Origin of the sequence: Rhodanobacter glycinis (assembly GCF_006438785.1) — a bacterium.
Taxonomy (GTDB): Bacteria; Pseudomonadota; Gammaproteobacteria; order Xanthomonadales; family Rhodanobacteraceae; genus Rhodanobacter; species Rhodanobacter glycinis_A.
The window spans coordinates 201,674-226,470 of record NZ_RCZB01000001.1 but is presented as its reverse complement, the minus strand read 5'-3'; the positions used below and the strand labels follow the sequence as shown (position 1 = coordinate 226,470).

The window sequence follows — 24,797 nt, the reverse complement described above, 5'->3', positions numbered from 1 at the left end:
GGCTCCGCTCAGGCAGCTTGGGCGTGCAGACGAAGGCGCTGGAAATACACGTCCTCCAGAGCAGGCGCGACGGGCTCGAAGCCCGCCTCCGGACGTTCGCCACTGAACACATGAATCACCGGACTGCCCGCCACCAGCCGCGTCGACAGCACCGTGTGACGCAATTCGTAATCCGCCAGCGCACTCTTGTCGATGCGCTTGCGCCACACCTGCTGCACCAGCGCCGCGATCGCATCGACAGGTTTGCCGGTCAGCAGCACCTGCCCCTTGTTCATGATCGCCATGCTCGAACACAGGTCGGTGACGTCCTCGACGATATGGGTCGAGAGGATCACCGCCACGTTCTCGCCGATCTCGGCAAGCAGATTGAGGAAACGATTGCGCTCTTCCGGATCCAGTCCCGCGGTGGGCTCGTCGACGATGACCAATCGTGGGTCGCCGAGCAGCGCCTGCGCAATCCCGAAGCGCTGGCGCATGCCGCCGGAAAACGTGCCCAGCTTGCGCTTGCGCACGTCCCACAGATTGACCTGCTGAAGCAACGCATCGACGACCTCGCGGCGCTGCCCGCGCGCGGTGATGCCCTTGAGCACGGCAAAGTGATTCAGCAGGTCGCGTGCGCTGACCTTCGGATACACCCCGAAATCCTGCGGCAGATAACCGAGCTGGCGGCGCAGCAGGCCGGTCTCGCGCAACACGTCGATGGATTTTCCGCCTGCGGTTTCCAGCGTCGCGCTGCCACGATCGGCCTCCTGCAGCGTGGCCAGCGTGCGCATCAGCGATGACTTGCCGGCACCGTTGGGGCCGAGCAGCCCGAACATGCCGCGCGGAATGTCGAGACTGACGTCGTCGAGCGCGCGCACGCCGTTGGCGTAGGTCTTGCCGAGATGGCGGATGGTGAGCATGGGATCCCCTGTCGTGGAATGACTTCCCGGATTCGGCGGAGGTTTCGACCGGTCCGGGAGTGACAACTAGACTAGTCAGCGCCGGCGTGGAAATCCCCGCTGTTGCGACGAAGCACGATTCGCGGCGACGAAGCGTAGTGTCTGCGGTGTGGAAGGATTCGTGCGATGTGCGGGCGACATGGTTTTCAAGACGTCCATGCAACTACCGACAACCTCATCCCCACATCTCGTTATTCCCGCGAAGGCGGGAATCGCACCACGACGGCGACGCGCTCATGCAGTTTGGCAATCGAAGCCAAAGGAAAAATGCGATTCCCGTCTTCGCGGGAATGACGGAACACTGGCGGATACTCGCGGAAAGCGACCCGCTACATATTCCGGAACAGCACCATGAACGGTTGGCTCACCGTCAGTGTTTCCAATCGCTGGCGCAGCCGCACGATGCCCTTGCCGGTGTCGTCGCGCACGATCGAGGCGACGGCTTTCATGTTGACGATGGTCGAGCGGTGGATCTGCTTGAACACGGCCGGATCGAGCACGTCAAGCAGCTCGCGGATCGGCTTGCGCAGCAGCGCCTCGCCGTCGGCGGTCATCACCGTCGTGTACTTGTTGTCGGCGCGGAAGTAGACGACGTCGTCGAGCAGGATCAGCCGTGTTTCGCGGCCGGTGCTGGCGGTGATCCAGCTCAACGGCGGTTCGGCTCTGGCTTCCGGCGCGCGCGCGCCGAGCTGTCTGATCAATGCCGCCAGTGCCGCGGCATCGTTATGTCCGGCGGCGGCTCGCGCCTGCACGCGCTGCACGGTGGCGGCGAGGCGGTCGGCGGCAATGGGTTTGAGCAGATAGTCGATCGCACCGCGCTCGAACGCGCCGATGGCGTACTGGTCGTAGGCGGTGACGAACACGATCTGGGTGGCAGGGCTGGCTTCGGCGCTGGCCGTCGCCACTTCCAGTCCGGTCAGGCCGGGCATGCGGATATCCAGGAAGGCGACATCGGGACGATGCTCGGCGATCGCTTCCAGCGCACTGGCGCCGTCCTCGCATTCCGCAACGATTTCCAGCTGCGGCCAGGCCTCGCCAAGCGCGGCCAGCAAGGCCTGACGCAACAACGCTTCGTCCTCGGCGACAACGGCCTTAGCCATGATGCTGACCTCCGGCCACGTCGGCGGGAACGCTGATCGTGGCGGCGACACCTTGCGGGAAATTGGCGGCGATGACCAGCGTGCCCGCGGCACCGTAGATCAGCTGCAGGCGTTCGCGCACATTCTTCAGGCCGATGCCGCTGCTGGCTTGCGTGTTGAACCCTAGCCCGTCGTCGGCCACGGTCACCGCCACCAGCGCAGCGTGGCGGCGCGCGAAGATCCACACCGTGCCTTCACCGGGCCGCGGCTCCAGTCCGTGCTTGATCGCGTTCTCGACCAGGGTCTGCAGCATCATTGGTGGCATCGGCGTTGCCAGCAGTTCGTCGGGCACGTCGATCTGCAGGGTCAGGCGCGGGCCCATGCGGATCTTCAGGATTTCCAGATACGCGCGCGAGCGCTCCAGCTCGTCGCCCAGGGTGGACAGCGCGTGGTCGGTGCGCGGCAGCGAATGGCGCAAATACTGGATCAGGTGGCCGAGCATCTCGTCCGCCGCCGCCGCATCGCTGCGCACCAGGTATTGCGCGTTGGCCAACGTGTTGTAGAGGAAATGCGGTTCCACCTGCGCCTGCAGCAGGCTGAGTTTCGCGATGGCCAGTTCCTTCTCGGTGATGGTCTGCGCTGCCGCCGCCTGCTCGCCGCGCCGGTGTTCGGCCATCGCCAGCGTGATCGCGTGGGTGACCGCCTTGGCGTGCTCCAGATTGATGCCGTCGTCGACCTGCAGCCAGTCGCTCCAGGGCGCGGATGCCGGCTCGAAGATCAGCGTCAGGCTGCTGTTGCCGTCGCCGCGGGTCACCGTGGCCAGTACGCGGTTGCGCTGGCTGACGATCCAGCCCATCGGGTCGTAACGCCCCAGCAGCTTGATGCCGTAGGGGTCGGAATACGTCACCACCGCGCGTACCTCCAGGCGGTTTCGCACGCTGTCGATGTGCTCGATGCCTGGCAGCTTGCGGATCGCCGCTTCCAGCAGGTCGAACGCCTCATCCGCCTCGAACGGCATCTCGATCTGCCGGTGCTGCCGGCTGGCCAGCGCCGTGGCATCCAGCTTGCCGCCGTTGAGCATGCGCACCCGGCGCAGGTGCGAATGGGCGCGGATGATCACGAAGATCACCGTCACCAGCCCCACCAGTGCCATGGCGTTGCCCAACGGCGCCCAGATCCAGTCCGCCGCAATGAACAGCACCAGGAACAGCAGGTACCACGCGATGACGAGGCGGGCGTAGAAAAGAAAGCTTCTGATCACGTCGGTGGTTCCGGATATCTGGGGTTGCGGTCGAGCATAGTGAACGCATTCCCGGAAATCCCCGCTGTCGCGATGAAATCGCGTCAGCGACGACAAAACACGTCGAAGTCAGCGCGGAGCCTTCCGCACCCGGCTGCCGACCCGCTCATGGCAGGTCGAGGTGCATCGGCTGGGTGGCCAGACCGGTATCGCTGACCAGCAACGGCCCACTTGGCACGAAACCGAAGTGCAGGTAGACCGGCAGCGCCATCGCGGAGGCCTTCAAGGTGAAATGGCGCGTGCCGGCGCGGCGTATCGCATCGCGCATCGTGCGCTGCCACAGCTGACGCGCAATACCCTGGCCATGCAGGCGCGTACTCACGAAGAACTGGAACAGGTGGGAGTCGCCGCGCATCGCCGCCACTCCAGCCAGGCGCCCGTCATCCTGCCAGGCGAGATGAAAGCGCTGGCCGTCCTGCATCTTCTGCCGGATCGACTTCGCGCTCATGCCGTAGAGCAGCGGGCCGGCCGCGCTGGCAGGCTGTTCCGGCAGGATCCAGCGCTGGGTCACGCGGCGCGCCAGCACGCCGATGGCAACCGCATCCTGCGTTCGGCCGAGGCGATAGCGGATATCCATCGGCTCAAGCCTCCACGCGAAACACCAGGCTGCAGCAGGTCACTGCGCCTTCGGCCTTCTGCAATTCGGAAACGTCGACGGTAGTCACGTCAAGGCCGGCGTCGACAAGCCGCTGCCGCGTACGCGGAAAGTTGGCCGGCATCACCAGTGCGTCGCCGATGCGCAGCACATTGGCGGCGTGCAGTTCGGCGGGGTCGACCTCAATCACGCGGAAGCCGGCGAACCGCGCGCGATCCACCCGCGCCGGCTGCAGCAGCACGGTGCCATTGTCGAGCTGGGTCACCGCGGATTTCAGGTGCAGGCAGCCGCGGGTCGGCACGCCCAGCACCGTGTAGCCATGGCCGGCCAGCAGCTCGCGCAACTGCGCGATGCCTTCTGCATTGCTGCGCGCCGATTCGCCGACGTACAGGGTGCGACCGACGCGCAGCACGTCACCGCCATCGAGCGTGCCCGGTGCATCGATCGCCAGTACCGGCCGATAACGACGCAGCACCTCGGCCACGCTGGCCACTTCGGCACGACGGGACGATGCGCCGGGACGGGTCAGCACCGCGACCTCGTCCAGCACGATCGCCACGTCCTCGACGAAGACCGAATCGGGCAAGCCTGCTTCCGCCGGCAGGGTCAGCAGACGGCAGCCCAGCGTTTCCAGTGTGCGCTGGTAATCGCGATGCTGCGTACGGGCACGGGCCACGTCGATCGCTTCGCGCGGGACGTACGACAGTTCGCAGTCGCCGAGAACAGGGCTGACTTCACGGGTGATGGCAATCCACATGGAACTTCCTGGGAGCGTGCAACTCAGGGGTGACGTGCACGCCAGGCAGCCAGCTCGGCCTGGTAGCGTTCGAGCGCGTCCTCGTAGAGGTCGTACACGCAACGCACGCAACCTTCGCCACAGCAATCGGCGGCGCCTGGCTCGGCCGGGTGTCGCGGTGGTGGATCATCGGCCGGATTGTGCACCGGCGAGGCGGGGTCAGTGGGACTCACGGCGTTCCTGTCGGCATCGCGCATTCGGCGGAAACTCCGCCGCGATGCCCGGATGATGCAGCGAATGGCCGGTGCAGCTCAAGCCAGCCGCGCGCCTTCGGGACGCGGCTGGCTTGCTTGGCACAGGTTATTTTGCCGGCTTGCGGAAGCGGTAGATGAACTGGTCGGTGTGGCCGCGTATCGACTTGTCGAACACCTTGATGGTGTGCGGATCATTCGGGTTGCGCAGGGCGTTGCTCTCGCCGTCGAACGCGAAACCAGCCGCTTCCGCCTGTTTTTTCACGATGGCCGGATCGATCCGGTGCAGCGTCTCGGTATCGGCCATGCCGGAGCCCGCCGGCGCCACGTGGTCGATGATCACCCACAGGCCGCCGGGCTTGAGCGCATCGAACACCTGCTTGTTGAGCACGGCGGGATCGACCTTGCCCATGAACTTGTCGGGATAGTCGTGATAGTTCTGCGAGGTGAACACCAGATCCACCGGCACCGGCGAACTCAGCTGATTCGCCGGCTGGGTAAGCAGGCTGATGTTGGCGTAATGCGGCTGCGCCGCGAGCTTGCGCATCGCGGTCACATCCGATTCGGCCTCCTTCGCATACTCGTCCGGCCACACCGTGTAGACATGGCCTTGCGACCCCACGATCGCGCTGAACACGCGGGTGAAATAGCCGCCGCCGGGAATCAGTTCCAGCACCTTCTGACCCGGCTTGACCTCGGCAAAGGTCATCACCAGGGCCGCCTTGCGGCGGGCATCGTCGGCCTTGTCGGCCTGACGGGCCGGATCGTCGACCGCTTTCTGCACTACGGCGGTGATCGCGCCGCTATGCAGATTCGAGGCCTGGGCCAGCGCAACCGTAGGCAGCGCGAGGGCCAACAACACAGAAAGCACAGTCTGGCGCATGACGTATCTCCGCAGTGGGGGCAAGGTAGCGCCGATTGTGCTCCCGAACGGCGACGCCGAACCTGTGCCGCTTGGCACGGGCGGCCAGCTGCCACTCGTCATTCCGCCCGGTCGACTGGAATGCGCGGCAGGCTTATCGGGTTCCCTACCCAACCGATGGGCTACACACGATCCCCCGGGCTCTGGCAAAGTGCAGCGATCGGCTGTCGTCGGCCACTGGGGAAGGCTCACCATGCACATGTCCATCCGGATTTCCTTGAGCGCCCTGCTGGCGCTGGGCACCCTCGGCACTCATGCGGCGACCGCTACCGGTGGACCCACGGATTACGCCCGCGCGCCGGGCCAGCCGATCGACCAGGTCTATACCGCGCAGATCCTGAAGTTCACCACCGATCCCTCGTTCAACTCGCCGCTGACCGACTACCTGCCCGCCTCCGCCAGCGTGCCGACGCCGGAGAAAGTACTCGGGCACATTTCCGGCGCGCCGAACTACCTGCCCTACTCGGCCGACGTCTACCGCTACTTCCGTGCGCTGGCCGCAGCCAGTCCGCGGGTGAAGGTGTTCTCGATCGGCAAGAGCGAGGAAGGCCGCGAGATGATCGCGGTGGCGATCGCCGACGAAAGCGTGCTGGCCGATATCGACGCGAACAAGGCGCGTCTGGCCAAGCTGGGCGATCCGCGCAGCATCAAGATGGACGACGCCACGGCCGACCAGCTGATCGCGCAATCCACGCCGGTCTACTACATCACCGGCACCATCCACTCCACCGAAACCGGCTCGCCCACCGCGTTGATGGAGCTGGCCTATCGTCTGGCCGTGGACGATGCGCCGTACATCCAGCACATCCGCTCTCACGTGGTCACGCTGATCACGCCAATCGTCGAGGTCGATGGTCGTGACCGCATGGTCGACCTGTACAACTGGCACCTGGCGCACCCGGGTCAGAGCTATCCGCCGCTGCTGTACTGGGGCCACTACGTGGCGCACGACAACAACCGCGATGCGATGGGGATGACGCTCAACCTCACCCGCAACGTGGCCGACACCTTCGTCGGCTGGCACGCGCAGGTGCTGCACGACCTGCATGAATCGGTGCCGTTCCTGTACGACAACACCGTGGGCGATGGCCCGTACAACGCGTGGATCGACCCGATCCTCACTGGCGAGTGGCAGCAGCTCGGCTGGGACAACGTGCAGCAGATGACCACGCTCGGCATGCCCGGCGTGTTCACCCATGGCGACTTCGATACGTGGAGCCCGGGCTACCTGATGTTCATCGCCGCCATGCACAACGGCATCAGCCGGCTGTACGAAACCTTCGGCAACGACGGCGCCGACACCGTGCAGCGCATTCTCGAACCCGCCGAGTACCAGCGCACCTGGTACAAGCCCAACCCGCCCCTGCCGACCGTGCTGTGGTCGCAGCGCAACAACAACAACTACCAGCAGACCGGCCTGCTCACCGCGCTGAATTATTTCTCCGGCAACGGTCAGCAGTTCCTGAAGAACTTCTACCTCAAGAGCAAGCGCTCGATCGAGAAGCCGCAGCAGGCCGGCCCGGCCGCCTACGTGTTTCCGGTCGACGACAAGCGCAGCGGCTCGCGCGCCCAGCTGCTGCGGATCCTGCAGTTGCAGCATGCCGAGGTCAGCCGCAGCAGCGCGCCGGTCACGGTGACGTTGCCGAAGCAGGACGACGACAAGAAGGCCAAAACGCGGACCTTCGCCGCCGGTAGCTACGTGGTGCGCATGGACCAGCCGTATTCGCGCATCGTCGACACCTTGCTTGATCGCCAGTACTGGTCGCCGAAAGATCCGCAGCAGCATCCCTACGACGACACCGGCTGGTCGATGGGCGACCTGTTCGACGTGGAGGTCGTGCGCGTCACCGACAACGCGATCCTCAAGGCGCCGATGAGCGTGCTTGAGTCCATCACCGTGCCGCAGGGCCTTGCCGCGCTGGACATGCCACGCGCGAAGCTGCCGCGCATCGCGATGATGCACACCTGGCTGGGTACCCAGACCGAAGGTTGGTGGCGAATGGCGCTGGACAAGCTGCAGGTGCCGTACGACTACATCAGCACCCAGGACGTGGCGAAGGCCGGCAACCTGCGCGCGAAGTACGACGTGATCCTGTTCGGCCCGATCGGTGGCACCAGCACACAGCAGATCGTCGACGGCCTGCCGATGTGGGGCAATCCGATGCCATGGAAAACCACGGCGCTGACACCCAACCTCGGTCACATCGACTCGACCGACGACATCCGTCCCGGCCTCGGCGCCAGCGGCGTCGCCAGTCTCAAGCGGTTCGTGCAAACCGGCGGCCTGCTGATCACCGCCGAGGATACCGCGAGCTTCGCCATCGACGTCGGCATGGCACCGGGCGTGTTCATCACGCCAAGCAGCAAGCTCAAGGTCGTCGGCAGCGTGCTGCAGGCGAAGTTCGTCGATCGCCGCAGCCCGATCGCCGCCACCTACACCCGCGACGAGCTGGCCCTGTACAGCGCCGCCGGCCAGTCGTTCACCGTGTCCAACCAGATCACTGGCGACCACGGCCTGCCGAACGCGAAGGACTTCCAGCGTCCGACTGGCCGTGGCGGCCCGCATGACACGGATACACCCGAAGGACGCGCATCCATCGAGGCACCGGCCCTGCCCGACGTCAAGCCGTGGCAGGCGTTGCCGCTGAATGCCGAACAGATGCGCAACAACCCGTGGGCCATTCCGGTCGGGCAGCGCCCGCAGGTGATCCTGCGCTACGCCGATGCCAAGAACCTGTTGATCTCCGGCCTGCTCGACAGCGGCGACGAGATGGCCGAACGCGCCGCCGTGGTGGACGCCCGCTACGGCAAGGGCCACGTGCTGCTGTTCGCCAGCAACCCGATCTGGCGCGGCGAAACCATCGGCAGTTACCCGCTGGTGTTCAACGCCATCGTCAACTTCGACAAGCTGGACATGCCACCGGCCAAGGCCACGGTCAAGGACTCCCCATGATGCATGGCCGGCCTGCCAGGACTCATCAGACCCTCTCGATGGAGACCACCTCGGCGCCGTGGCACGCTTCCGCACCATCGTCGCTGACCCTGACCCGGTTGCGGCCTTCGCGCTTGGCCCGATACAGCGCTTCGTCGGCATGCACCAGCAGCAAGTGCAACTCGTAGCCTGAACGGATCGAGCAGGCAACGCCAAAGCTGGCGGAAATCTGGATGCCCAGATCGTCTCCATCGGACGCTGCCGAGGCGACCGCCGCGCGAAGCTGGTCGGCGCGTGCCAGCACCTGCTCCAGCGAGCACTCGGGCAGCAGGATGCCGAACTCCTCGCCGCCGAGGCGGCCAAAGACGTCGGTCGAGCGCAGATGCGCCTTGCAGGCACCGACAGCGCGCTGCAGCACACGATCACCCACGGCATGGCCGTGAGTGTCGTTGATGGCCTTGAAATGATCGAGGTCGATCAGCACCAGACAGGCATCGCGCGAGGCCCGGCGGCAATACTGCAACTGCAGCTCGGCCTCGTTGAGAAAATGCTGCCGGTTGAAGATATCCGTAAGTCCGTCACGACGCGCCAACCGCATGAAACGCAGTTGGGAAAGTTTTATCCGGTAAGCCCATAGCGCGATGAAGACCAGCACGCTGAGCAGCAACGCGATATACAACCGACTCGTCTCGGAAGCTTTCCTGTCCAGCGCCTGCTGCAGCTGCAGTATCTGGTTCTGCTTGCCCAGCGTTTCGACTTCGAGCTTTTTCGCCTGCACCTGCTGCTTGACAACCTGGTACGCCAGCGCCTTCGTACCGACGTCGTTCAAGTAGGCCTTGTCGGCCGCCATGTACTTCTCGTGCCAGGAAAGCGCGGCAGCAAAAGCACGTTGCTGCAGCTTGATCCGGTAAAGCAGCTCGTAGGCCGTGGTCAGGGATTCGGTGTATTCGTCCCTGATGCTGCTGTTGATCGCGTCGTGAGCGAATTGCTCCGCCAGAGCAACCTGACCGTCTTTCCAGTACGCCATTGCCAGCAGTGCGTCGAACTGTGAAATCAAACTCTGGTACTTGGCGCCCAAGACCTCGGCATAGTTCCTTTGCAAGAGGTTGATGGCTGCTGCCGCGCGCCCCTGCTGGATCTCGAACCTCGCCATGTCCGCGCGAATCCCGTTGGCGAAAAGGGTTCCACCGACATCGACGCAGACATCGATGCCTTCCTGGAATTGCCGGGCGATATCCTGCAGCTTGCCGCTGCGATAACGCGCATCGAGCACCAGATACCTGCCTTTGCAGGCATATTCTCCCGTCGAGTTTTCAGCGAGCAGCTGATTCGCGTAATTCAAGGCAAGGTCGTACTGGCCCGCTTCAATGTACAACTGCGCAGCTTCGCCCAACCCCTGGAAGCGCGCCTCCTTGTCGTCAACCTCCGGCAGTTGATCGAGAAGCTGGCTCAGTCTTGCGAACGCTTCTTCGTAGCGATGTCCGATGCCGAGCATGTTGACCAAGGTGGCACCCGCGCGAAATCGCAGGGTGGTGCTGGGCGATTGATCCATTATGGCGTTCAGCGACGTTGTCGCGGTCTTGTAATCGCCACTGTAGGCGGCTTCCCAGGCATCGAGAAAACGCAGGTACCACTGCTGCTCCGCGGACAGTTTTATCGTCTCACCATCAAGCTGCTTCAGGAGTTCCGCGAACTCCGCATGGTTCGATGTCTTGATGGTGTCTGCTCGCCTGAGCAATTGCTCCGGGTCTACAGTTGCAGGCACAGCCGCAGAGAGCGTGCCTGCCAGCAAGGAAGCGAGCAGGATCGAAATGGCGAAGAACACCACGCGCAACCTGCCCGATCCAAGCATCGGTCAGACTACCGAAGCTGTGCTGCAGAACGTGGCTTTAAAGCCATTTCCTCGCCTTCCCGTGACGGGCTTTCCTCAGTATCGTCCTCCTCCCCCTCTTCTTCGTCCTCCTTGCCGGGGAACTGCATGCACAGTAGCTGCCCACGCCCCAGCAATGCTTCCAGCCGCGAAATATCGCGGTCGAGAATTGCCGACCGCAGCTCCGGCTCGATCTGCGCATTTGCCAACGCAAGCTCCACTTCAACGTGCGATGCACGTCTCAACAGCGCGTCCTGTCCCGCTCGTTCAAGAAAATCGATGACGTTCGGCATTTCCCCTCCCCCTTGATAATTGGCTGTCTCGCTATTGATCGTGTCGGCTGCTTGTCGCAATAACCGAAATATCGGTCAGGCGCATTTTACAAAAACCACTTTCCTCCGTTGCTCCCAGCGCAAGGCACAAGCCCTGCGCTGGGATTGAATCAGCGATCCGCCAAACGATTGCCTTTGCAATGGACACCCAACGGCATGTTGGTCATCGCCCAAACGAGCCTGGGCACTGGTCAATGCTCCGTCAATACCTCAGGCACACCGTTCGCCAAGGATCTCATCTTCGTCATTCATGCCGGACATCAGCAGGCAGCTGACTCGGCCCGGCATCAGCATGCAACAGGTATTCTTCGCCCTCAGCAACTCCGACAGCCGCTGTTGATCCCCGGCCAGCACAGCCTCCTGCAGCTCGTTATCCACCTGGCTGTCGGCCAGCATATGCTGCATTTTCTCCGACGAAGCATAGCGCAGGCTGGCGTTTTGCCCGATGGTTTCAAGGAAATCAATGATGTTCGACATGGCGCTCTCCAGATAGTGATGAGTTGGGAATTGCGCAGGTCGCTCGGCTGCCAGACGGCAAGAACCACCAAGAGCCACCGGCAACCGCAAACCTGCGCCAAACCATCGTAGAGACGCCGCCAACACCAACTTGTCTACCTGCTCACAGAATACCCACCGGAGTTGCACCCTCCGCCCGGTCCAGTTCGGCCAGCCGCGCGCGAATTTCCGCATTCGGCTGCAGCGGGGCAGCGGGAGGCACCACTACCGTATCCTCCATCTCGACCTTCGCCTGCGGCAGGTCGCCGAGTTTCACCCGTTCGATCCGTGCCTGCTGGATCGGCAAGGTGGCGCTGCGGTAGATGGTGATCTCGTGATCCAGCGGATAATCGCGCGCCAGCACGTCGACCAGCACCTGCTTGTAGGCCGGGCCGGTCGAGAAGCGGGCCAGCGACTGGTCGCCCACCAGGCCCACCTGCCACAGCACCAGGTAGGCGGTCGGATCGATCCGGCGCTGGTAGAACAGCAGCTGGCTGGCCTCGAAGTGCTGGCAGCCGAAGCGGCCCGGGTCGATGCCGAGGTCCGCATAGAGGCAATCCTCGGCGGAAATGCCCGGCTCCATGTGTGCGGGATAACCCTCGCTGCGGGCGACCTCGATCGACTTGTGCGGGGCCCAGGCGAACACGCCGGGGTGTCCATAGAAAACGCCGCATACCCGCTTGCCCGCGCGTACCTCGGTCAGGATGGCTTCCACCATCTGCCGGTAAGTCTGCATCCGCGATTTGCCCTCCTGGTAATACGGCTGCAGGCTGCGCACGTCCGCGTGCATCTGGTTCAGCCACATCTCGACGATGCCGTCGGAGAGCCCGGCGAACACCACGTCCGCCTGTTCGATATGGCTGCGCGCCAGCGGACCGAGGTGCGAGCCCAGGGTCATGCCGAGGCCCACGCAGACCAGGCTTCCGGGTGAACGTGCTGCATCCATGGTGATCGCTCGTCTTGGCAGGAGGTGAACGGCATTATTCACCCGCTTTGAACGGCTGCGCCAGTTCAGCGGTTCGAGGCCGGATCGGACTTTGCCGGAAACGCCTCCATCAATGGCCGGATCAGGTCCAGCGGCAGCGGAAACACGATGGTCGAGGATTTGCCGTTGTTGGACATGTCGGCCAGCGTCTGCAGGTAGCGCAGCTGCAGCGCCTGCGGCTGCTGCGACAGCATTGCAGCGGCGTCGCGCAATTTCTCGGCGGCCTGCATCTCGCCCTCGGCGTGGATCACCTTGGCGCGGCGTTCGCGCTCGGCCTCGGCCTGGCGAGCGATCGCGCGCACCATGGTCTCGTTGAGGTCGACGTCCTTGATCTCCACGTTGGCGACCTTGATGCCCCACGGGTCGGTGGCCTCGTCGAGAATCGTCTGCAAGGTGTGGTTGATCGAATCGCGCTGCGACAGGATCTCGTCCAGCTCGTGCTGGCCCAGCACCGAGCGCAAACGCGTTTGTGCCAGTTGGCTGGTGGCCTGCAGGAAGTTCTCCACCTGCAGTACGGATTTGTCGGGTTCCACCACACGGAAATAGACCACCGCATTCACGCGCACCGAGACGTTGTCGCGCGAGATCACATCCTGCGGCGGCACGTCCATCACGGTCACCCGCAGGTCGACCCGGATCATCCGCTGTACGGCCGGCACCAGCAGCACCAGCCCGGGGCCCTTGGTCCCGGTGTAGCGGCCCAGGGTCAGGACCACCCCGCGCTGGTACTCCGGCAGGATCTTCACCGCGGAGAACAGCAGCAACACACCAAGGATTACCAGTATTCCGAAAAATCCGAACATGACGCTATCTCCTGTAAATCGGTGAGATTGCCAAACCATTCGCTTGTGGGAGCGACTTCAGCCGCGATCGAGGATTGTCCGCGGAGCAGGAGCATCTCGACTGAAGTCACTCCCACAAACAGATTCCGCGCATGAATCACACTGGCTCAACCCACAGCAGCAGTCCCTGCCGTCGCACCACGCGCACCCGCGCACCGGCCGGCAATGCGCTGTCGCAGCGCACGCGCCAGCGCTCGCCGCGCAGCATCGCCCAGGCTTCGCCGCCAGTACTCACCGGCTCCAGCAGTTCGCCGAACTCGGTGAGTATCGCGACGTCGCCGTTGACCTGATGGGCGCGCCGCGAACGGAAGACCAGCCAGACGACCAGCGCCAGCAAGGCGGCAGCTCCGGTGGCAAGGCCGCCGATGACGCCGAGGTTGACGCCGTAGCCCGGCACCCCGGTCTTCATCAGCATCACCGAGCCGATCACGAACGCGACCAGTCCGCCAGCACCAAACGCGCCCACGCTGGGAATGACCGCTTCGGCTACCAGCAGGCCGATCCCCAGCGCCATCAATGCCAGCCCGGCGTAATTCACCGGCAGCAGTTGCAGGGCATACAGGCCGACCAGCAGACAGATGCCGCCCACGATGCCCGGCAACATCGCGCCGGGATGCAACGCTTCCAGCAGCAACCCGAAGATGCCACCCAACAGCAGAAGGTAGGCGATGGTGGGATTGGTGATGACTGCCAGGAAACGCGTGCGTGCGCCCGGCGAGTAGTCACGCACGGATGCTCCCTTGAGCTGCAGCGTGACGCTGCGGTCACCCACCTGCACGTTGCGACCGTCTGCCCTGGCCAGCAGATCAGCAACGTCCGTCGCCACGAAATCAATCGCGTGTTGTTGCGCCGCTTCGCTGGCGGTCAGCGTGGCCGCGCCGCGCACTGCCTGTACGGCCCATTGCACGTTGCGCCCGCGCAATTGCGCCAGCGAACGCATGTAGGCAACGGAATCGTTCAGTACCTTGTGCGACTCGGCATCCTCGCCATCGGCTGGTTTGTCCTTTGCAGACGAGCCCGTCGCCGCTGGCTTGTCGTTGGCATCCTGCATCGGCGTGGCACCGCCAAGCGGCACCGGTGTCGCCGCGCCAACGTGCGTGGCCGGTGCCATCGCGGCAATCTGCCCGGCATACAGGATGTACGTGCCCGCCGAAGCCGCCCGCGCACCGCCCGGAGCGACGTACACCAGCACCGGCAGCTTGCACGCCAGCATGCTGGCGATGATCTGCCGCATCGAGTCGGCCAGGCCGCCGGGCGTGTCCAGCCGCAGCACGATCGCTACCGCGCCATCGGCCACGGCACGCTGCGAGGCATCATCGAAATACTCTGCCGCGGCCGGGCCGATCGGGCCATCCAGCGCAATCTGCGCCACCATGCCAGCGTTTGTCGCGCGCGCGGGGACAACTGGCCCGGCCGCGAATGCAAGCGGCACCGGCATCGCGAAAAAAACTGCCATCCAGAGCAGCCGTAGCCAACGCATCACACCGACCCCCACAAGACATCAGCGGCGATGTCGCCACTGTAACGCGGCCAATGTTCAGAAACCGATCGTTCGCCCACGCGGCACAGCAACTCGCCGCAGAGGCACAATGGATGCATCCCTGCCTTATATGGATCAAGCCATGCCGAAAATCGATATCGCCAAAGTGCCCGAACGCCGGGGTTCGGACTATCCCGCCCCCTATGCGGAACCCGTCAATGCTCGTGTCCGGCAGGCACTGGGGCACGCTGGCGGCCTGACCGATGTCGGCGTCAACCTGGTGCACCTGCCGCCGGGCTCATGGTCAAGCCAGCGCCACTGGCATACCCGCGAGGAGGAGTTCGTCTACGTGCTGGCCGGCGAACTGACCCTGCTGACCAATGCCGGCGAGCAGTTGCTGCGCGCCGGTGATTGTGCAGCCTTCCCCAGGAACGTGCCCGATGGTCACCACATGATCAACCGTGCTGAAGAGACGGCCGTCTATCTCGACATCGGCACCCGCCACGCTGACGACACCTGCAACTATTCCGATATCGACCTGCACCTGGAGCCGGAGCCTGCTGACTACTCGCATAAGGATGGAACGAGTTATCCCTGAGCAGCCACTCTCAGTGCGATGGTGGCGGCGGGGGAGATACCGCCCCTCTGATGGGTTGCCCGAAATTGTTGCCCGGCAGTGAACCGATGGCGCCAGGGCTTCCATTGCAATTGGGATTCTTCGCACTTTGCAGATTGCTATTGCAAGCTCCAGCAACAAGGGCAGTCAGGTAGCTGCTGTACTCTGCCGCCGAAAGCCGATGATCATGATTTTGATCGTACTGGTCAAAGTGCGTGCGCAAATCATGCAGCTCCGTCGGTATCTCGGAACGGCTGAGGTAATTGTCATGATTCTTGTCAATATGGGGAAAGTAGAGCGGAGAATTTGCAACATTGTCCTTTGTGACACTTTGCGCCATTACAGCAAGAGCTAGTGATAATCCAGTGATCGCCAATGCAATGCGAAGTCCCTCAAATCTCGTAATTTCCATGATAGTGATCCCCAATTGAATGAAAGCGCCTCGAACGAATTAGGCGATACTCCCCGCGGCATGACTGTATCTCATGACAATAACGGCGACCGTGGCTGACTTGCCAAGGGAACGTCGCCTTGTAAGTGCCGGACCGCCGGGTCAGGATAATGGAAACGAATGGCTTTACAGCTACCGTTGAAGCACTTCAAGTCAATTCCTGGCTGGCAGCGGCCCGCCAGCACCCATTCGAAGGGCAACAAGTGCAACCTGCTACGGAAACAACGACGGCTTCGGCCACGTCCCACAGCAGCGTCACGTGATTGCCGTAGAGATGCGCGTTGGCGCCAAAGGCGGAGCATGCCCATCTGCGCAAGTTACTAATGCGCGCGGGATTGCCACTTGCTGCCTGTGGTCGGCCTAAGCACAGCACAGCGTTGATCGCCCAGGGCTGGGGCGTGCGGTATCGCACGATTCCTGGGCCGCCGCCAGCCGTATCAAAGCAGCTTCACGAAGTAGCATCGGTTCCCCACGACGCCTCCATACTTACCGTCAACTGCAGGATGTCGAGGCCGACCACCTCGCTTACCGCATGGACTGACACATCACCGCGACGGCATATGGGCCGGATAACCGCTGTCGTCCGGGCGCTCGTGATGATCCTGCACGATATCAAGCCACGGCTCGCTGCTCATCCCGTGCTCACGCAACATGGCGGCGCTGCGCTCGCAATGGTTTCGTATCGCTTCCTGCTGCGCGTCCACGAGCGGACGTTCCAGTGCCTGCAGCTGCTGCAGTTCGAACATGCCGATGTTCATCGCCCATGCGAGGCTGTCATGGGCGGCACCTGCGCGGGCCCAAGGCGCAGGCGCGACAGGACACGATTAACCAGAGCTACTCGCGGCAGCCGGCGCGGGAGGCAGGGTTTGGCCGATCAGGGCGGAGCGGATCGCACGCAGCTTCGCCTTGATCTTCGCCTCACTGGCGGGGCCGGCGCGCAGCAGCAACTTCTGCCCGGCCGACAGCGATTCGAGCGCGGGGTCGGCATAGACGTAGAACCCCTTCGACAGGATCACCGCGGGTGACCGGCCCGGTTCCGGCGCCGCCAGCAGGTTGTCGATGACAACGATCAGGCGATCGTTGAAATAGCCCTTCGGATAGCCCAGTTGCTGATAGGCCTGCTGGAACAGCGGATAGGCATGCGCGTACCACGCTACCAGCGCCTGCGGATCGGCGACATCGACGACCCGCATGTACGGTGCATAACGCGCGCTGTTCTGCGCGCCGATAACGATCGTGCCCTCGGCTTCGTCCACGACGAAGTTGCCCTTCGGCGCATGCAGCGGCGACATGAAACTGGCCAGACCACGCCGCGGCAACGCGTCGATGGTCGCCACGATGCGCGCGATGATCTGCTGCCGCACTAGCAACGATGGCAACTCGCTGCCCTTCGCCAGCGCCGCCAGCGCCGCGGCAACACTGGCATCGCTGTCATCAAGTGCCGGCAGCGCGGCGGTCGAGGCCGCGGCCGGCCCAGCGTCGGCCTGGGTGATCGGATGCTGGATCGATGCGGGTGACGCGCTGGAGACCATCGACGACGAGCTGGCTGGCGCAATCGTGGACGGCGCTTCAGCCTGCCTCGCCGTGCGCGCCAGATACACACCTGCCACGACGACGCCCAGTACGACCAACACCGCTCCGATCCAGCTTGCCACCGACGACTCTCTACGCATGACTCTTCCCGTTTTCCGTTTCATCGGAGTATTGGACTTGCACCAGCGCCATTTGTTCATCGCCTGAGGTTCACCACGCCGATTATCATGGCCGCGGCAACCGCCCTCCGACCTTCGCAGCCATCGCCCCATGAGCCATCTGCTCCTGCCAATCCTTCTGCTGGCACTGATCCCGCCCTACATCTTCTGGTACCTGGCGCGCACGAAATCCATGCTGGCCGCATGGGCGGCGTCCTGCGGCTTCAGGATCCTCGAAGCGAAACGCAGCTACTTTCCGCCGTGGCGGATGTGGCTGACCACCAGCAAGTCACAGGTCGTCATGCATGTGAAGGTGTACGACGACGCCACGCATCGCATCCGCAGCGGGTGGCTGCGACTGGGTAGCTACTGGTGGGGAGTGTTCGATGCGGATGCGGTCGAAGTGCAATGGGATGACGAGTGAGCCTGCGCATGACCGTCACACCGCTCCGCGCGAATTGACCCGAACCTAACCCCATTGCAGATAGGATGGGCTTGCTTCCGTTCCTCTTCAGCGCCTTGACGACGATCGCCGTCCCGCTCCCTTCTCCTGCCCATCCTGTCCGGTGACTCCAGGCATTTCCCTGCCGCCTGAGGAGTTGTACCGACCGTGACGACACCTCCACGGGAGCTCTCATGCCAGGCTACGCCACCCGGGAACTCAGCGTCTGCCTCGGCGGCCACGACTACCGCATCCGTGCGCTGAGCGATCTGCAGCAGTTTGCCGATCCGCATCGGCTGGCCGACCGTATCGGCATCTCCTCGGCGCTGTGGAGCTTGTTCGGCCAGGTATGGCCGGCCGGGCGCGTGCTGGCCGAGGCGATGGCCACGCATGACATCGTCGGCAAGCGCATCCTCGAACTCGGCTGCGGACTCGGGTTATCCAGCCTGGTGCTGCAGCAGCGCGATGCCGACATCACCGCCAGCGACCATCACCCGCTGGCCGAGTCGTTCCTGCGCCACAACGCGGCGCAGAACCAGTTGCTGGCGATCGTCTATTGCGACCTCCGCTGGGAGGTGCCTGACGTCACGCTGGGACGCTTCGACCTGATCATCGGCAGCGACATCCTGTACGAGAGCGGCCATGCCGACCTGCTGGCGGCAATGGTGTTGCGCCACGCGCTGCCCGACGCCGAGGTACTGATCACCGACCCCGGGCGCGGCAACAGCGCACCGTTCACCCGTGCGCTTGTCGAACAGGGCTTCACCGTCACCGAGTTGCGCAGTCGCTTCGATGCCGCCGATGTCGCCCCGTTTCGTGGCCGCCTGCTGAGCTACCGGCGCGGCGATGTATTGGCAAATGGCGTGCCGACGCACGCTCACTGATCGACAACGGGCCGTCGCCGGTCCGGCAGGTACCCTTCGATAACAACACGGTCACATGCCGGTGACGCGGCTCCGACAAAAATCGGACATTACCGGCCGGTGCCCGCGCGGCACGCCCGAACCGACACCGCCCCGCGCGACTGATGCCAGGCCGGAACACGGAGGGAGCGCCCATGAAAACCCGATGCGTCTTCAGTACGTTCGACCTGGCCGCTGCGCGAACCGCCATGGCCGCGGCACAGGAAGCCGGGATTGATGATCGCGACATCTCGCTGGTCGCCCGCGAGGACATCGAGCTGGAAAGAATCCCCGATCACCTGATGCAGGGGCGCAACGATTTCTATCCCGCCGCGCTTCGTGGCGGCGCCTGCGGCGGCGGTACCGGACTGCTGCTGGGACTCATCGCCGTGGCCGTGCCGCCGCTGGGTGTGACCTTCGCCGGCGCAGCGGCGATGACCGTGGTGGGTGCCGTGTTCGGCAGCTGGATCGGCGAGCTGGTCGGCTTCGAGGTACCCGATGTGGTCAGCCGCAAATTCAAGGACGAGATCGCCGCCGGCCGCATCCTGGTGGTGATCGACGCCAACAAGGAACAGCTCGCGCTGGCCGAGCCCGCAGTCGCGCGCACCGGCGCCACGCAGCTGCCGTTCCACGCGTATACCGCGCTGACCTGAACCGGCTCGTCTCACGCCTTCAGCCGATAGCCGCTGCGGAATATCCACCACACCAGCGCGAGACAGGCGGCGAGAAATACCAGCGTCATCCCCACGCTGACGCCCAGGCTGACGTCGGAAACGCCGTAGAAGCTCCAGCGAAACCCGCTGATCAGGTACACCACCGGATTGAACAGGGTGACCTTCTGCCAGAACGGCGGCAGCATGTGGGTCGAGTAGAAGCTGCCGCCGAGGAAGGCCAGTGGCGTCACGATCAACAACGGCACCAGCTGCAGCTTCTCGAAATTGTCCGCCCAGATGCCGATGATGAAACCGAACAGGCTGAAGGTCAGCGCGGTAAGCAGCAGGAACGCCAGCATCCACAACGGATGCTCAATGTGGAACGGCACGAACAGCCGTGCGGTGACCAGGATGATCAGCCCCAGGATGATCGACTTGCTCGCTGCCGCACCCACATAGCCGGCCACGATCTCGAACGGCGACACCGGCGCCGAAAGGATCTCGTAGATGGTGCCCACGAACTTCGGAAAATAGATGCCGAACGAGGCGTTGGAGATGCTCTGCGTGAGCAGCGACAACATGACCAGTCCTGGCACGATGAAGGCGCCGTAGCTGACGCCGTCGATCGCGGTCATGTGCGCGCCGATCGCTGCGCCGAACACCACGAAGTACAGCGAGGTGGAGATCACCGGCGACACGATGCTCTGCAGCAGCGTGCGCCAGGTGCGCGCCATTTCGAATCCGTAGATCGCGCGTATCGCGTGGATGTTCATGCGCGTTCCCTCACCAGATTCACGAAAATATCCTCCAGCGAACTCTGGCTGGTCCTGAGATCCTTGAAGTCGATGCCTGCTTCGCCAAGCTGCCGCAACAACACATCGATGCCGGTGTGCTCGCTCTGGGCGTCGAACGTGTAAACCAGCTGCTGACCGTCGGCCGACAATTCCAGCGGGTAACCGGACAGCGCCTGCGGAATGTTCTCCAGCCGGTTTTGCAGCTGCAGGGTCAGCTGCTTGCGGCCGAGTTTGTTCATCAGCTCGGCCTTGTCCTCGACCAGAATGAGTTCGCCCTTGTTGATCACGCCGATGCGATCGGCCATCTCCTCGGCCTCGTCGATGTAATGGGTGGTCAGGATGATGGTGACGCCGGTGGCGCGAAGCGCACGCACCATCGCCCACATGTCGCGGCGAAGCTCCACGTCGACGCCGGCGGTCGGCTCATCCAGGAACAGAATCTGCGGCTCGTGCGACAGCGCCTTGGCGATCATCACGCGCCGCTTCATGCCGCCGGACAGGGTCATCAACCTGCTGTCCTTCTTGCTCCACAGCGACAGGTCCCTCAACACCTTCTCGATATGCGCTGGATTCGCGCTCCTGCCGAACAGGCCGCGACTGAAGCTGACTGTGTTCCACACCGTCTCGAACGCATCGGTGGTCAACTCCTGTGGCACCAGGCCGATCTTGGCACGCGCCGCGCGATAGTCGCGTACCACGTCATGGCCATCGGCCAGCACCGTGCCCTTACTGGGATTGACGATGCCGCAGATGATGCTGATCAACGTGGTCTTGCCGGCACCGTTCGGCCCCAGCAGGGCGAAGATTTCGCCCTGGCGGATATCCAGGTCGATCTGCTTGAGCGCCTGGAATCCCGAGGCGTAGGTCTTGCTGAGCTGGTTGACGGAAATGATCGGCGGCACGCGATCTCCTTGGATGGGGTGCGGGGAGGGCCGATGGTATGCCCAGACCGGCATCGCTGCTAGCGTCTCGCCGCCAGCCCCGTGCGCGCCGTGCAGTTCACCGCTGGCTGACACGACCATCGACAGACTGAACGCAGCAAGTCCCCGAGCCGACCGTCGATGTCACTCATGTCCACTGCCCCACCAGACGAACCATCAGCCGATAACCAGCCCGGCGACCGCGCCGTGCCGATGGTGTATGTGGGCTGCGCCGGCTGGTCGATTTCCTCGACGCACGCCGCGGCGTTCGCTGCTGGCGACAGCCAGCTGGAGCGCTACGCCACCGTGCTCAACAGTGTCGAGATCAACTCCTCGTTCTATCGCCCGCACCGGCCCGCAACCTACCGTCGCTGGGCCGCGTCGGTACCCGAATCATTCCGCTTCGCAGTCAAGATGCCGCGCACGATAAGCCACCTGGCCAGGCTGCGGGATTGCCAGACACTGCTGGAAACCTTTCTGGACGAAATCGGCCCACTGGAAAACAAGCTTGGCTGCCTGCTGTTGCAGCTGCCGCCCAGTCTGGCGTGGGAGCCGTCGATCGCATTGCCGTTCCTCGGCCTGCTGCGGCGCCTGCATGCCGGCCCGGTGGCGTGCGAGCCACGCCACGTCACGTGGTTTCGTCCCGCCATGAACCGCGCGCTGCGCGAGCACGGCATCGCGCGCGTTGCCGCCGATCCTGCCCGCCTCTTGCGCGCCGCCGTGCCGGGTGGCGATCAGTCGTTGCAATACCTGCGCCTGCACGGCTCGCCGCGGATCTACCACGACGCCTACCCCGACGCCCTGCTGCAACGCATCTCGCACTGGCTGCAGCGCCCCAGCCAATGCACTACGCAGCGCTGGTGCATTTTCGACAACACCGCGCTCGGGCATGCCGTGGGCAATGCATTGACGGTGCGGGATCGCGTACGCGCCACGCAGCAGAACTGAATCGGCTTCACTTCGCGTGGGCACGCGTCACATGCACGCTGCGATGCCTCGCCGGGAAACATGTCATACCCGAAAGTCCCTCAAGAATGAGCTGCTCTACCGGATACGTGCCTGGGCAAGACCCATCGCCGCAGTTTCTATGCCAGAAGCTTTATCAGAAAGCGGGAAAACCGTGGCGAGGCCGGGAAACAAGGGTGACGCAGCGTTTACTGCGCCACCCTTTTGGTCGATCTGGCCGGGGTCGATCAGTGACGACGCTTGTCCGCGTCGCGTTGCTCGTCGGCGGCCTTGCCGATTTCCTTCTGCAACTTGCCGGCATTCTTCTCCAGGTTTCCGACTGCCTCCTTCATCTTGTTGCCGGTGACCTTGCCAGCCACTTCCTTCACTGCACCCTTGATCTCGTGTTTGGTACCCTCAACGCGATTCTTGTCCACGCACCATCTCCGGTAATAAAGCCTGCGACATTGCAGACGAGGGCATTTATAGAGTTGTGCGAGTCGGCGGCTCGTGACCGTGGTGTTGGCATGACGTTGCCCAACTGGCGGCGTTCATCAACGTCATCGACATGTCACGGGCGCCCCTCACCGGTGCTCATCATTGCCAGCCCCAAGGCACTGCCATACTGTTGGCATCAACTGCTCCGGCCCACCCGCCAAGGAACCGCGCATGCTCCACGTCATGCTCATGACCCTGATGATGGCTGGCACCACGCCCATCGCTCCCCCGGCGCTGCCCAACCAGCCTGTGCCCACGCTCGATCTCGCCCGCTATGCGGGGCAGTGGCACGAGATCGCGCACCTGCCGATGTTCTTCCAGCGCAAATGCCTGGGCGCGGTCACCGCCACCTACACGCCCATGCCGGACGGAACGATCCATGTACGCAATGCTTGTCAGACCGCGGATGGCCAGCAGACCGTGGAAGGCGTGGCGAAAATCGAGGATGGCCAACCCGCCGCGTTCAAGGTGCGCTTCGCACCCGCCTGGCTGGGCTGGTTGCCGCGGGCATGGGCTGACTACTGGGTGATCGAGGTGGACCCCGACTACCAGTGGGCCGTGGTTGGCAGCCCCAGCCACAAATACCTGTGGATACTCGCGCGCCGTCCCGACATGCCTCGCGCGCTGTTCGAAGACATCAAACACCGCGCCCGCCAGCGCGGCTACGCCGTGGAAGACCTGCTGCTCATGGCGCCGGTGAACTGACCCAACGCGCTGGTGCGTCGCAGAATGCCGGTGTCGAACGGAGGTATCGGCGGCAGCGCTCACGGTACCGCGACATGCGACATCCGAGCCTGATGGTGCGCCTCTTGCGCGCCTGAAACCCGTGAGATCGGCATGGATCTGAAAAGCGGTTACCCGTTCTGGGCGATCAAGAACGGCCTGATGCATGCGTTCCCGCAACTGCAGCAAGACGCCCGTTGCGACGTGGCCGTGATCGGCGGCGGCATCAGCGGTGCGCTGATCGCCAGCGAACTGGCCGAACACGGCCACGAGGTCGTCGTGGTGGAGCAGCGCGATATCGGCTGGGGCAGTTCCGCAGCCAGCACCGCGCTGCTGCAATACGAGATCGACACTCACATGATCGACCTGGCCAGGCGCTACGGCGAGGACAACGCCGTGCTCGCCTACCGCGCCTGCGCCGAGGCGATCCCGTTGCTGCAGGAGTTGGCCGCCAGTGTGCGTAATGTCGACTTCCGCCACATGCACAGCCTGTATTACGCCAGCCGACGCCGCCACGTGCCGGTGCTGCAGGCGGAACTGGCAATGCGCCACAAGCATGGCTTCGAGGTCAGCTGGCTGGCGACCGAAGCGCTGCGCGAGGCGTACGGCATCGACGCACCCGGCGCGATCCTCAGCCAGCTCGCCGCCCGGATCGATCCCTACCGCACGGCTTACCGCCTGTTCGCGCGGCTGCAAAAAAGTGGCACCGGCGTGTTCGACCGCAGTGCTGTCATGCGCATCGACGCCACCTCGCGCGGTGTCACCCTGCATACCGCCAACGGTGTGCGGCTGCGTGCGGCGCACGCCGTATTCGCTGCCGGCTATGCCAGCCAGCAATGGCTCGACCAGCGCGTGGCATACAACCGCAGCAGCTACGCCTTCATCACCGACCCGCTCGATCCAGCCCGACTGCATGGGCTGGCCGACACCATGGCGTGGGAATCGGCACGGCCGTATCTGTACCTGCGCACCACCGGCGACGGCCGCCTGCTGGTCGGTGGCGAAGACGATGCCATCGACATTCCCGCGCGCCGCGATGCGCGCGTCGATCGCAAGGCGCGCAAGCTGGTGAAGAAGGTCGCCAAGGCCATACCTGACCTGGTACTGACGCCCGCGTTCGCATGGGCCGGTACCTTTGCCGAAACCGACGACGGCCTGCCGTTCTTCGGCCCCCATCCGCAATACGGTTCGCGCGTGCAGTTCGCCATGGCCTATGGCGGCAACGGCATCAGCTACAGCGCGGCGGGTGCGCCGTTGATACGCGCCCTGATCGAGCGGCGCAAGCATCCGCTGGCCCAACTGTTTTCATTTGGACGGCTGGATCGGAACGACTGAATTCGAATGAGGCATGCGCCCCTGTTTCGAGAATGCCCCATGCCACTGACACCCGCCATTACCAACC

General features: G+C 63.9%; 27 protein-coding genes. 8 read left to right on the top strand and 19 right to left on the bottom strand.

What is annotated here, in order from left to right:
• Positions 1-8: 8 nt before the first annotated feature.
• The 7 genes from EAH75_RS01115 to EAH75_RS01085 form a co-directional block, all read right to left on the bottom strand.
• On the bottom strand, positions 9-902 hold the full coding sequence (locus EAH75_RS01115; RefSeq protein WP_140803765.1) for an ABC transporter ATP-binding protein: 894 nt from the start codon (positions 900-902) through the stop codon (positions 9-11).
• 368 nt (positions 903-1,270) lie between these two features.
• On the bottom strand, positions 1,271-2,041 hold the full coding sequence (locus tag EAH75_RS01110) for a LytR/AlgR family response regulator transcription factor (RefSeq protein WP_140803763.1): 771 nt from the start codon (positions 2,039-2,041) through the stop codon (positions 1,271-1,273).
• Entirely contained in the window at positions 2,034-3,281 is a 1,248-nt protein-coding gene (locus EAH75_RS01105) for a histidine kinase (protein WP_343182723.1), read from the bottom strand. The genes EAH75_RS01110 and EAH75_RS01105 overlap by 8 nt, the downstream gene beginning before the upstream one ends.
• A gap of 145 nt (positions 3,282-3,426) precedes the next feature.
• On the bottom strand, positions 3,427-3,897 hold the full coding sequence (locus tag EAH75_RS01100; RefSeq protein WP_140803761.1) for a GNAT family N-acetyltransferase: 471 nt from the start codon (positions 3,895-3,897) through the stop codon (positions 3,427-3,429).
• Between the two features lie 4 nt (positions 3,898-3,901).
• Positions 3,902-4,672, bottom strand: a complete 771-nt coding sequence (locus EAH75_RS01095) for a dimethylarginine dimethylaminohydrolase family protein (RefSeq protein WP_140803759.1) — start codon at positions 4,670-4,672, stop codon at positions 3,902-3,904.
• A gap of 23 nt (positions 4,673-4,695) precedes the next feature.
• Complete coding sequence (locus EAH75_RS01090) at positions 4,696-4,884, bottom strand: oxidoreductase-like domain-containing protein (RefSeq protein ID WP_241668852.1); 189 nt, start codon at positions 4,882-4,884, stop codon at positions 4,696-4,698.
• Positions 4,885-5,011: 127 nt separating this feature from the next.
• Positions 5,012-5,785, bottom strand: a complete 774-nt coding sequence (locus EAH75_RS01085; protein WP_140803755.1) for a class I SAM-dependent methyltransferase — start codon at positions 5,783-5,785, stop codon at positions 5,012-5,014.
• A 232-nt stretch (positions 5,786-6,017) separates the two neighbouring features.
• Between EAH75_RS01085 and EAH75_RS01080 the strand changes: the two genes are divergently transcribed.
• Positions 6,018-8,777, top strand: coding sequence for a M14 family zinc carboxypeptidase (locus tag EAH75_RS01080; RefSeq protein ID WP_140803753.1), 2,760 nt, complete (start codon positions 6,018-6,020; stop codon positions 8,775-8,777).
• Positions 8,778-8,802: 25 nt separating this feature from the next.
• Here EAH75_RS01080 and EAH75_RS01075 read toward each other — a convergent pair whose 3' ends face one another.
• The 6 genes from EAH75_RS01075 to EAH75_RS01050 all read right to left on the bottom strand — a co-directional run bounded on the left by EAH75_RS01075 (position 8,803) and on the right by EAH75_RS01050 (position 14,655).
• Positions 8,803-10,581: a GGDEF domain-containing protein gene (locus tag EAH75_RS01075; RefSeq protein WP_343182722.1), complete on the bottom strand. Its 1,779-nt coding sequence runs from the start codon at positions 10,579-10,581 to the stop codon at positions 8,803-8,805.
• A gap of 35 nt (positions 10,582-10,616) precedes the next feature.
• Positions 10,617-10,919: a hypothetical protein gene (locus EAH75_RS01070; RefSeq protein WP_140652718.1), complete on the bottom strand. Its 303-nt coding sequence runs from the start codon at positions 10,917-10,919 to the stop codon at positions 10,617-10,619.
• 249 nt (positions 10,920-11,168) lie between these two features.
• Positions 11,169-11,435 (bottom strand): hypothetical protein, encoded by a 267-nt coding sequence (locus EAH75_RS01065; RefSeq protein WP_140652715.1) that lies wholly within the window; start codon positions 11,433-11,435, stop codon positions 11,169-11,171.
• A gap of 142 nt (positions 11,436-11,577) precedes the next feature.
• Positions 11,578-12,399: an SAM-dependent methyltransferase gene (locus EAH75_RS01060; RefSeq protein WP_193557804.1), complete on the bottom strand. Its 822-nt coding sequence runs from the start codon at positions 12,397-12,399 to the stop codon at positions 11,578-11,580.
• 65 nt (positions 12,400-12,464) lie between these two features.
• Entirely contained in the window at positions 12,465-13,241 is a 777-nt protein-coding gene (locus EAH75_RS01055) for a slipin family protein (protein ID WP_140652713.1), read from the bottom strand.
• A 136-nt stretch (positions 13,242-13,377) separates the two neighbouring features.
• Positions 13,378-14,655: an NfeD family protein gene (locus EAH75_RS01050; protein WP_241668851.1), complete on the bottom strand. Its 1,278-nt coding sequence runs from the start codon at positions 14,653-14,655 to the stop codon at positions 13,378-13,380.
• 247 nt (positions 14,656-14,902) lie between these two features.
• Between EAH75_RS01050 and EAH75_RS01045 the strand changes: the two genes are divergently transcribed.
• Positions 14,903-15,358 carry a cupin domain-containing protein gene (locus EAH75_RS01045; protein ID WP_140652711.1) on the top strand — a complete coding sequence of 152 codons (456 nt, stop codon included), beginning with the start codon at positions 14,903-14,905 and terminating at the stop codon, positions 15,356-15,358.
• A 10-nt stretch (positions 15,359-15,368) separates the two neighbouring features.
• Here EAH75_RS01045 and EAH75_RS01040 read toward each other — a convergent pair whose 3' ends face one another.
• From EAH75_RS01040 to EAH75_RS01030, 3 genes are all read right to left on the bottom strand, one after another.
• Entirely contained in the window at positions 15,369-15,788 is a 420-nt protein-coding gene (locus tag EAH75_RS01040; RefSeq protein WP_140652709.1) for an EF-hand domain-containing protein, read from the bottom strand.
• A 584-nt stretch (positions 15,789-16,372) separates the two neighbouring features.
• Positions 16,373-16,573, bottom strand: coding sequence for an HD domain-containing phosphohydrolase (locus tag EAH75_RS01035; protein ID WP_240046256.1), 201 nt, complete (start codon positions 16,571-16,573; stop codon positions 16,373-16,375).
• Positions 16,574-16,651: 78 nt separating this feature from the next.
• The gene (locus EAH75_RS01030) at positions 16,652-17,461 is read right to left on the bottom strand and encodes a DUF3014 domain-containing protein (RefSeq protein ID WP_343182721.1); all 810 of its coding nucleotides are present in this window, start codon (positions 17,459-17,461) and stop codon (positions 16,652-16,654) included.
• A 169-nt stretch (positions 17,462-17,630) separates the two neighbouring features.
• On the opposite strand from EAH75_RS01030, the gene EAH75_RS01025 reads away from it, so the two are divergent.
• The 3 genes from EAH75_RS01025 to EAH75_RS01015 all read left to right on the top strand — a co-directional run bounded on the left by EAH75_RS01025 (position 17,631) and on the right by EAH75_RS01015 (position 19,515).
• Entirely contained in the window at positions 17,631-17,942 is a 312-nt protein-coding gene (locus EAH75_RS01025) for a hypothetical protein (RefSeq protein ID WP_140652703.1), read from the top strand.
• 212 nt (positions 17,943-18,154) lie between these two features.
• Positions 18,155-18,844 (top strand): class I SAM-dependent methyltransferase, encoded by a 690-nt coding sequence (locus tag EAH75_RS01020; protein WP_140652701.1) that lies wholly within the window; start codon positions 18,155-18,157, stop codon positions 18,842-18,844.
• 173 nt (positions 18,845-19,017) lie between these two features.
• A complete protein-coding gene (locus EAH75_RS01015) occupies positions 19,018-19,515 on the top strand; it encodes a hypothetical protein (RefSeq protein ID WP_140652699.1) in 498 nt (165 codons plus the stop codon).
• A gap of 11 nt (positions 19,516-19,526) precedes the next feature.
• On the opposite strand, the gene EAH75_RS01010 is transcribed toward EAH75_RS01015, so the two are convergent.
• On the bottom strand, positions 19,527-20,288 hold the full coding sequence (locus EAH75_RS01010) for an ABC transporter permease (protein ID WP_140803751.1): 762 nt from the start codon (positions 20,286-20,288) through the stop codon (positions 19,527-19,529).
• Entirely contained in the window at positions 20,285-21,211 is a 927-nt protein-coding gene (locus EAH75_RS01005; RefSeq protein ID WP_140803749.1) for an ABC transporter ATP-binding protein, read from the bottom strand. The genes EAH75_RS01010 and EAH75_RS01005 overlap by 4 nt, the downstream gene beginning before the upstream one ends.
• A gap of 168 nt (positions 21,212-21,379) precedes the next feature.
• Between EAH75_RS01005 and EAH75_RS01000 the strand changes: the two genes are divergently transcribed.
• On the top strand, positions 21,380-22,177 hold the full coding sequence (locus EAH75_RS01000) for a DUF72 domain-containing protein (RefSeq protein WP_140803747.1): 798 nt from the start codon (positions 21,380-21,382) through the stop codon (positions 22,175-22,177).
• Between the two features lie 245 nt (positions 22,178-22,422).
• Here the strand turns inward: EAH75_RS01000 and EAH75_RS00995 are convergent, their stop codons facing one another.
• Positions 22,423-22,611 carry a CsbD family protein gene (locus tag EAH75_RS00995; RefSeq protein WP_140652692.1) on the bottom strand — a complete coding sequence of 63 codons (189 nt, stop codon included), beginning with the start codon at positions 22,609-22,611 and terminating at the stop codon, positions 22,423-22,425.
• 232 nt (positions 22,612-22,843) lie between these two features.
• On the opposite strand from EAH75_RS00995, the gene EAH75_RS00990 reads away from it, so the two are divergent.
• Together EAH75_RS00990 and EAH75_RS00985 are read left to right on the top strand one after the other, a co-directional pair.
• Positions 22,844-23,377, top strand: a complete 534-nt coding sequence (locus tag EAH75_RS00990) for a lipocalin family protein (RefSeq protein WP_140803745.1) — start codon at positions 22,844-22,846, stop codon at positions 23,375-23,377.
• Positions 23,378-23,509: 132 nt separating this feature from the next.
• Entirely contained in the window at positions 23,510-24,730 is a 1,221-nt protein-coding gene (locus EAH75_RS00985; RefSeq protein ID WP_140803743.1) for an NAD(P)/FAD-dependent oxidoreductase, read from the top strand.
• The last annotated feature ends 67 nt before the right edge of the window (positions 24,731-24,797 follow it).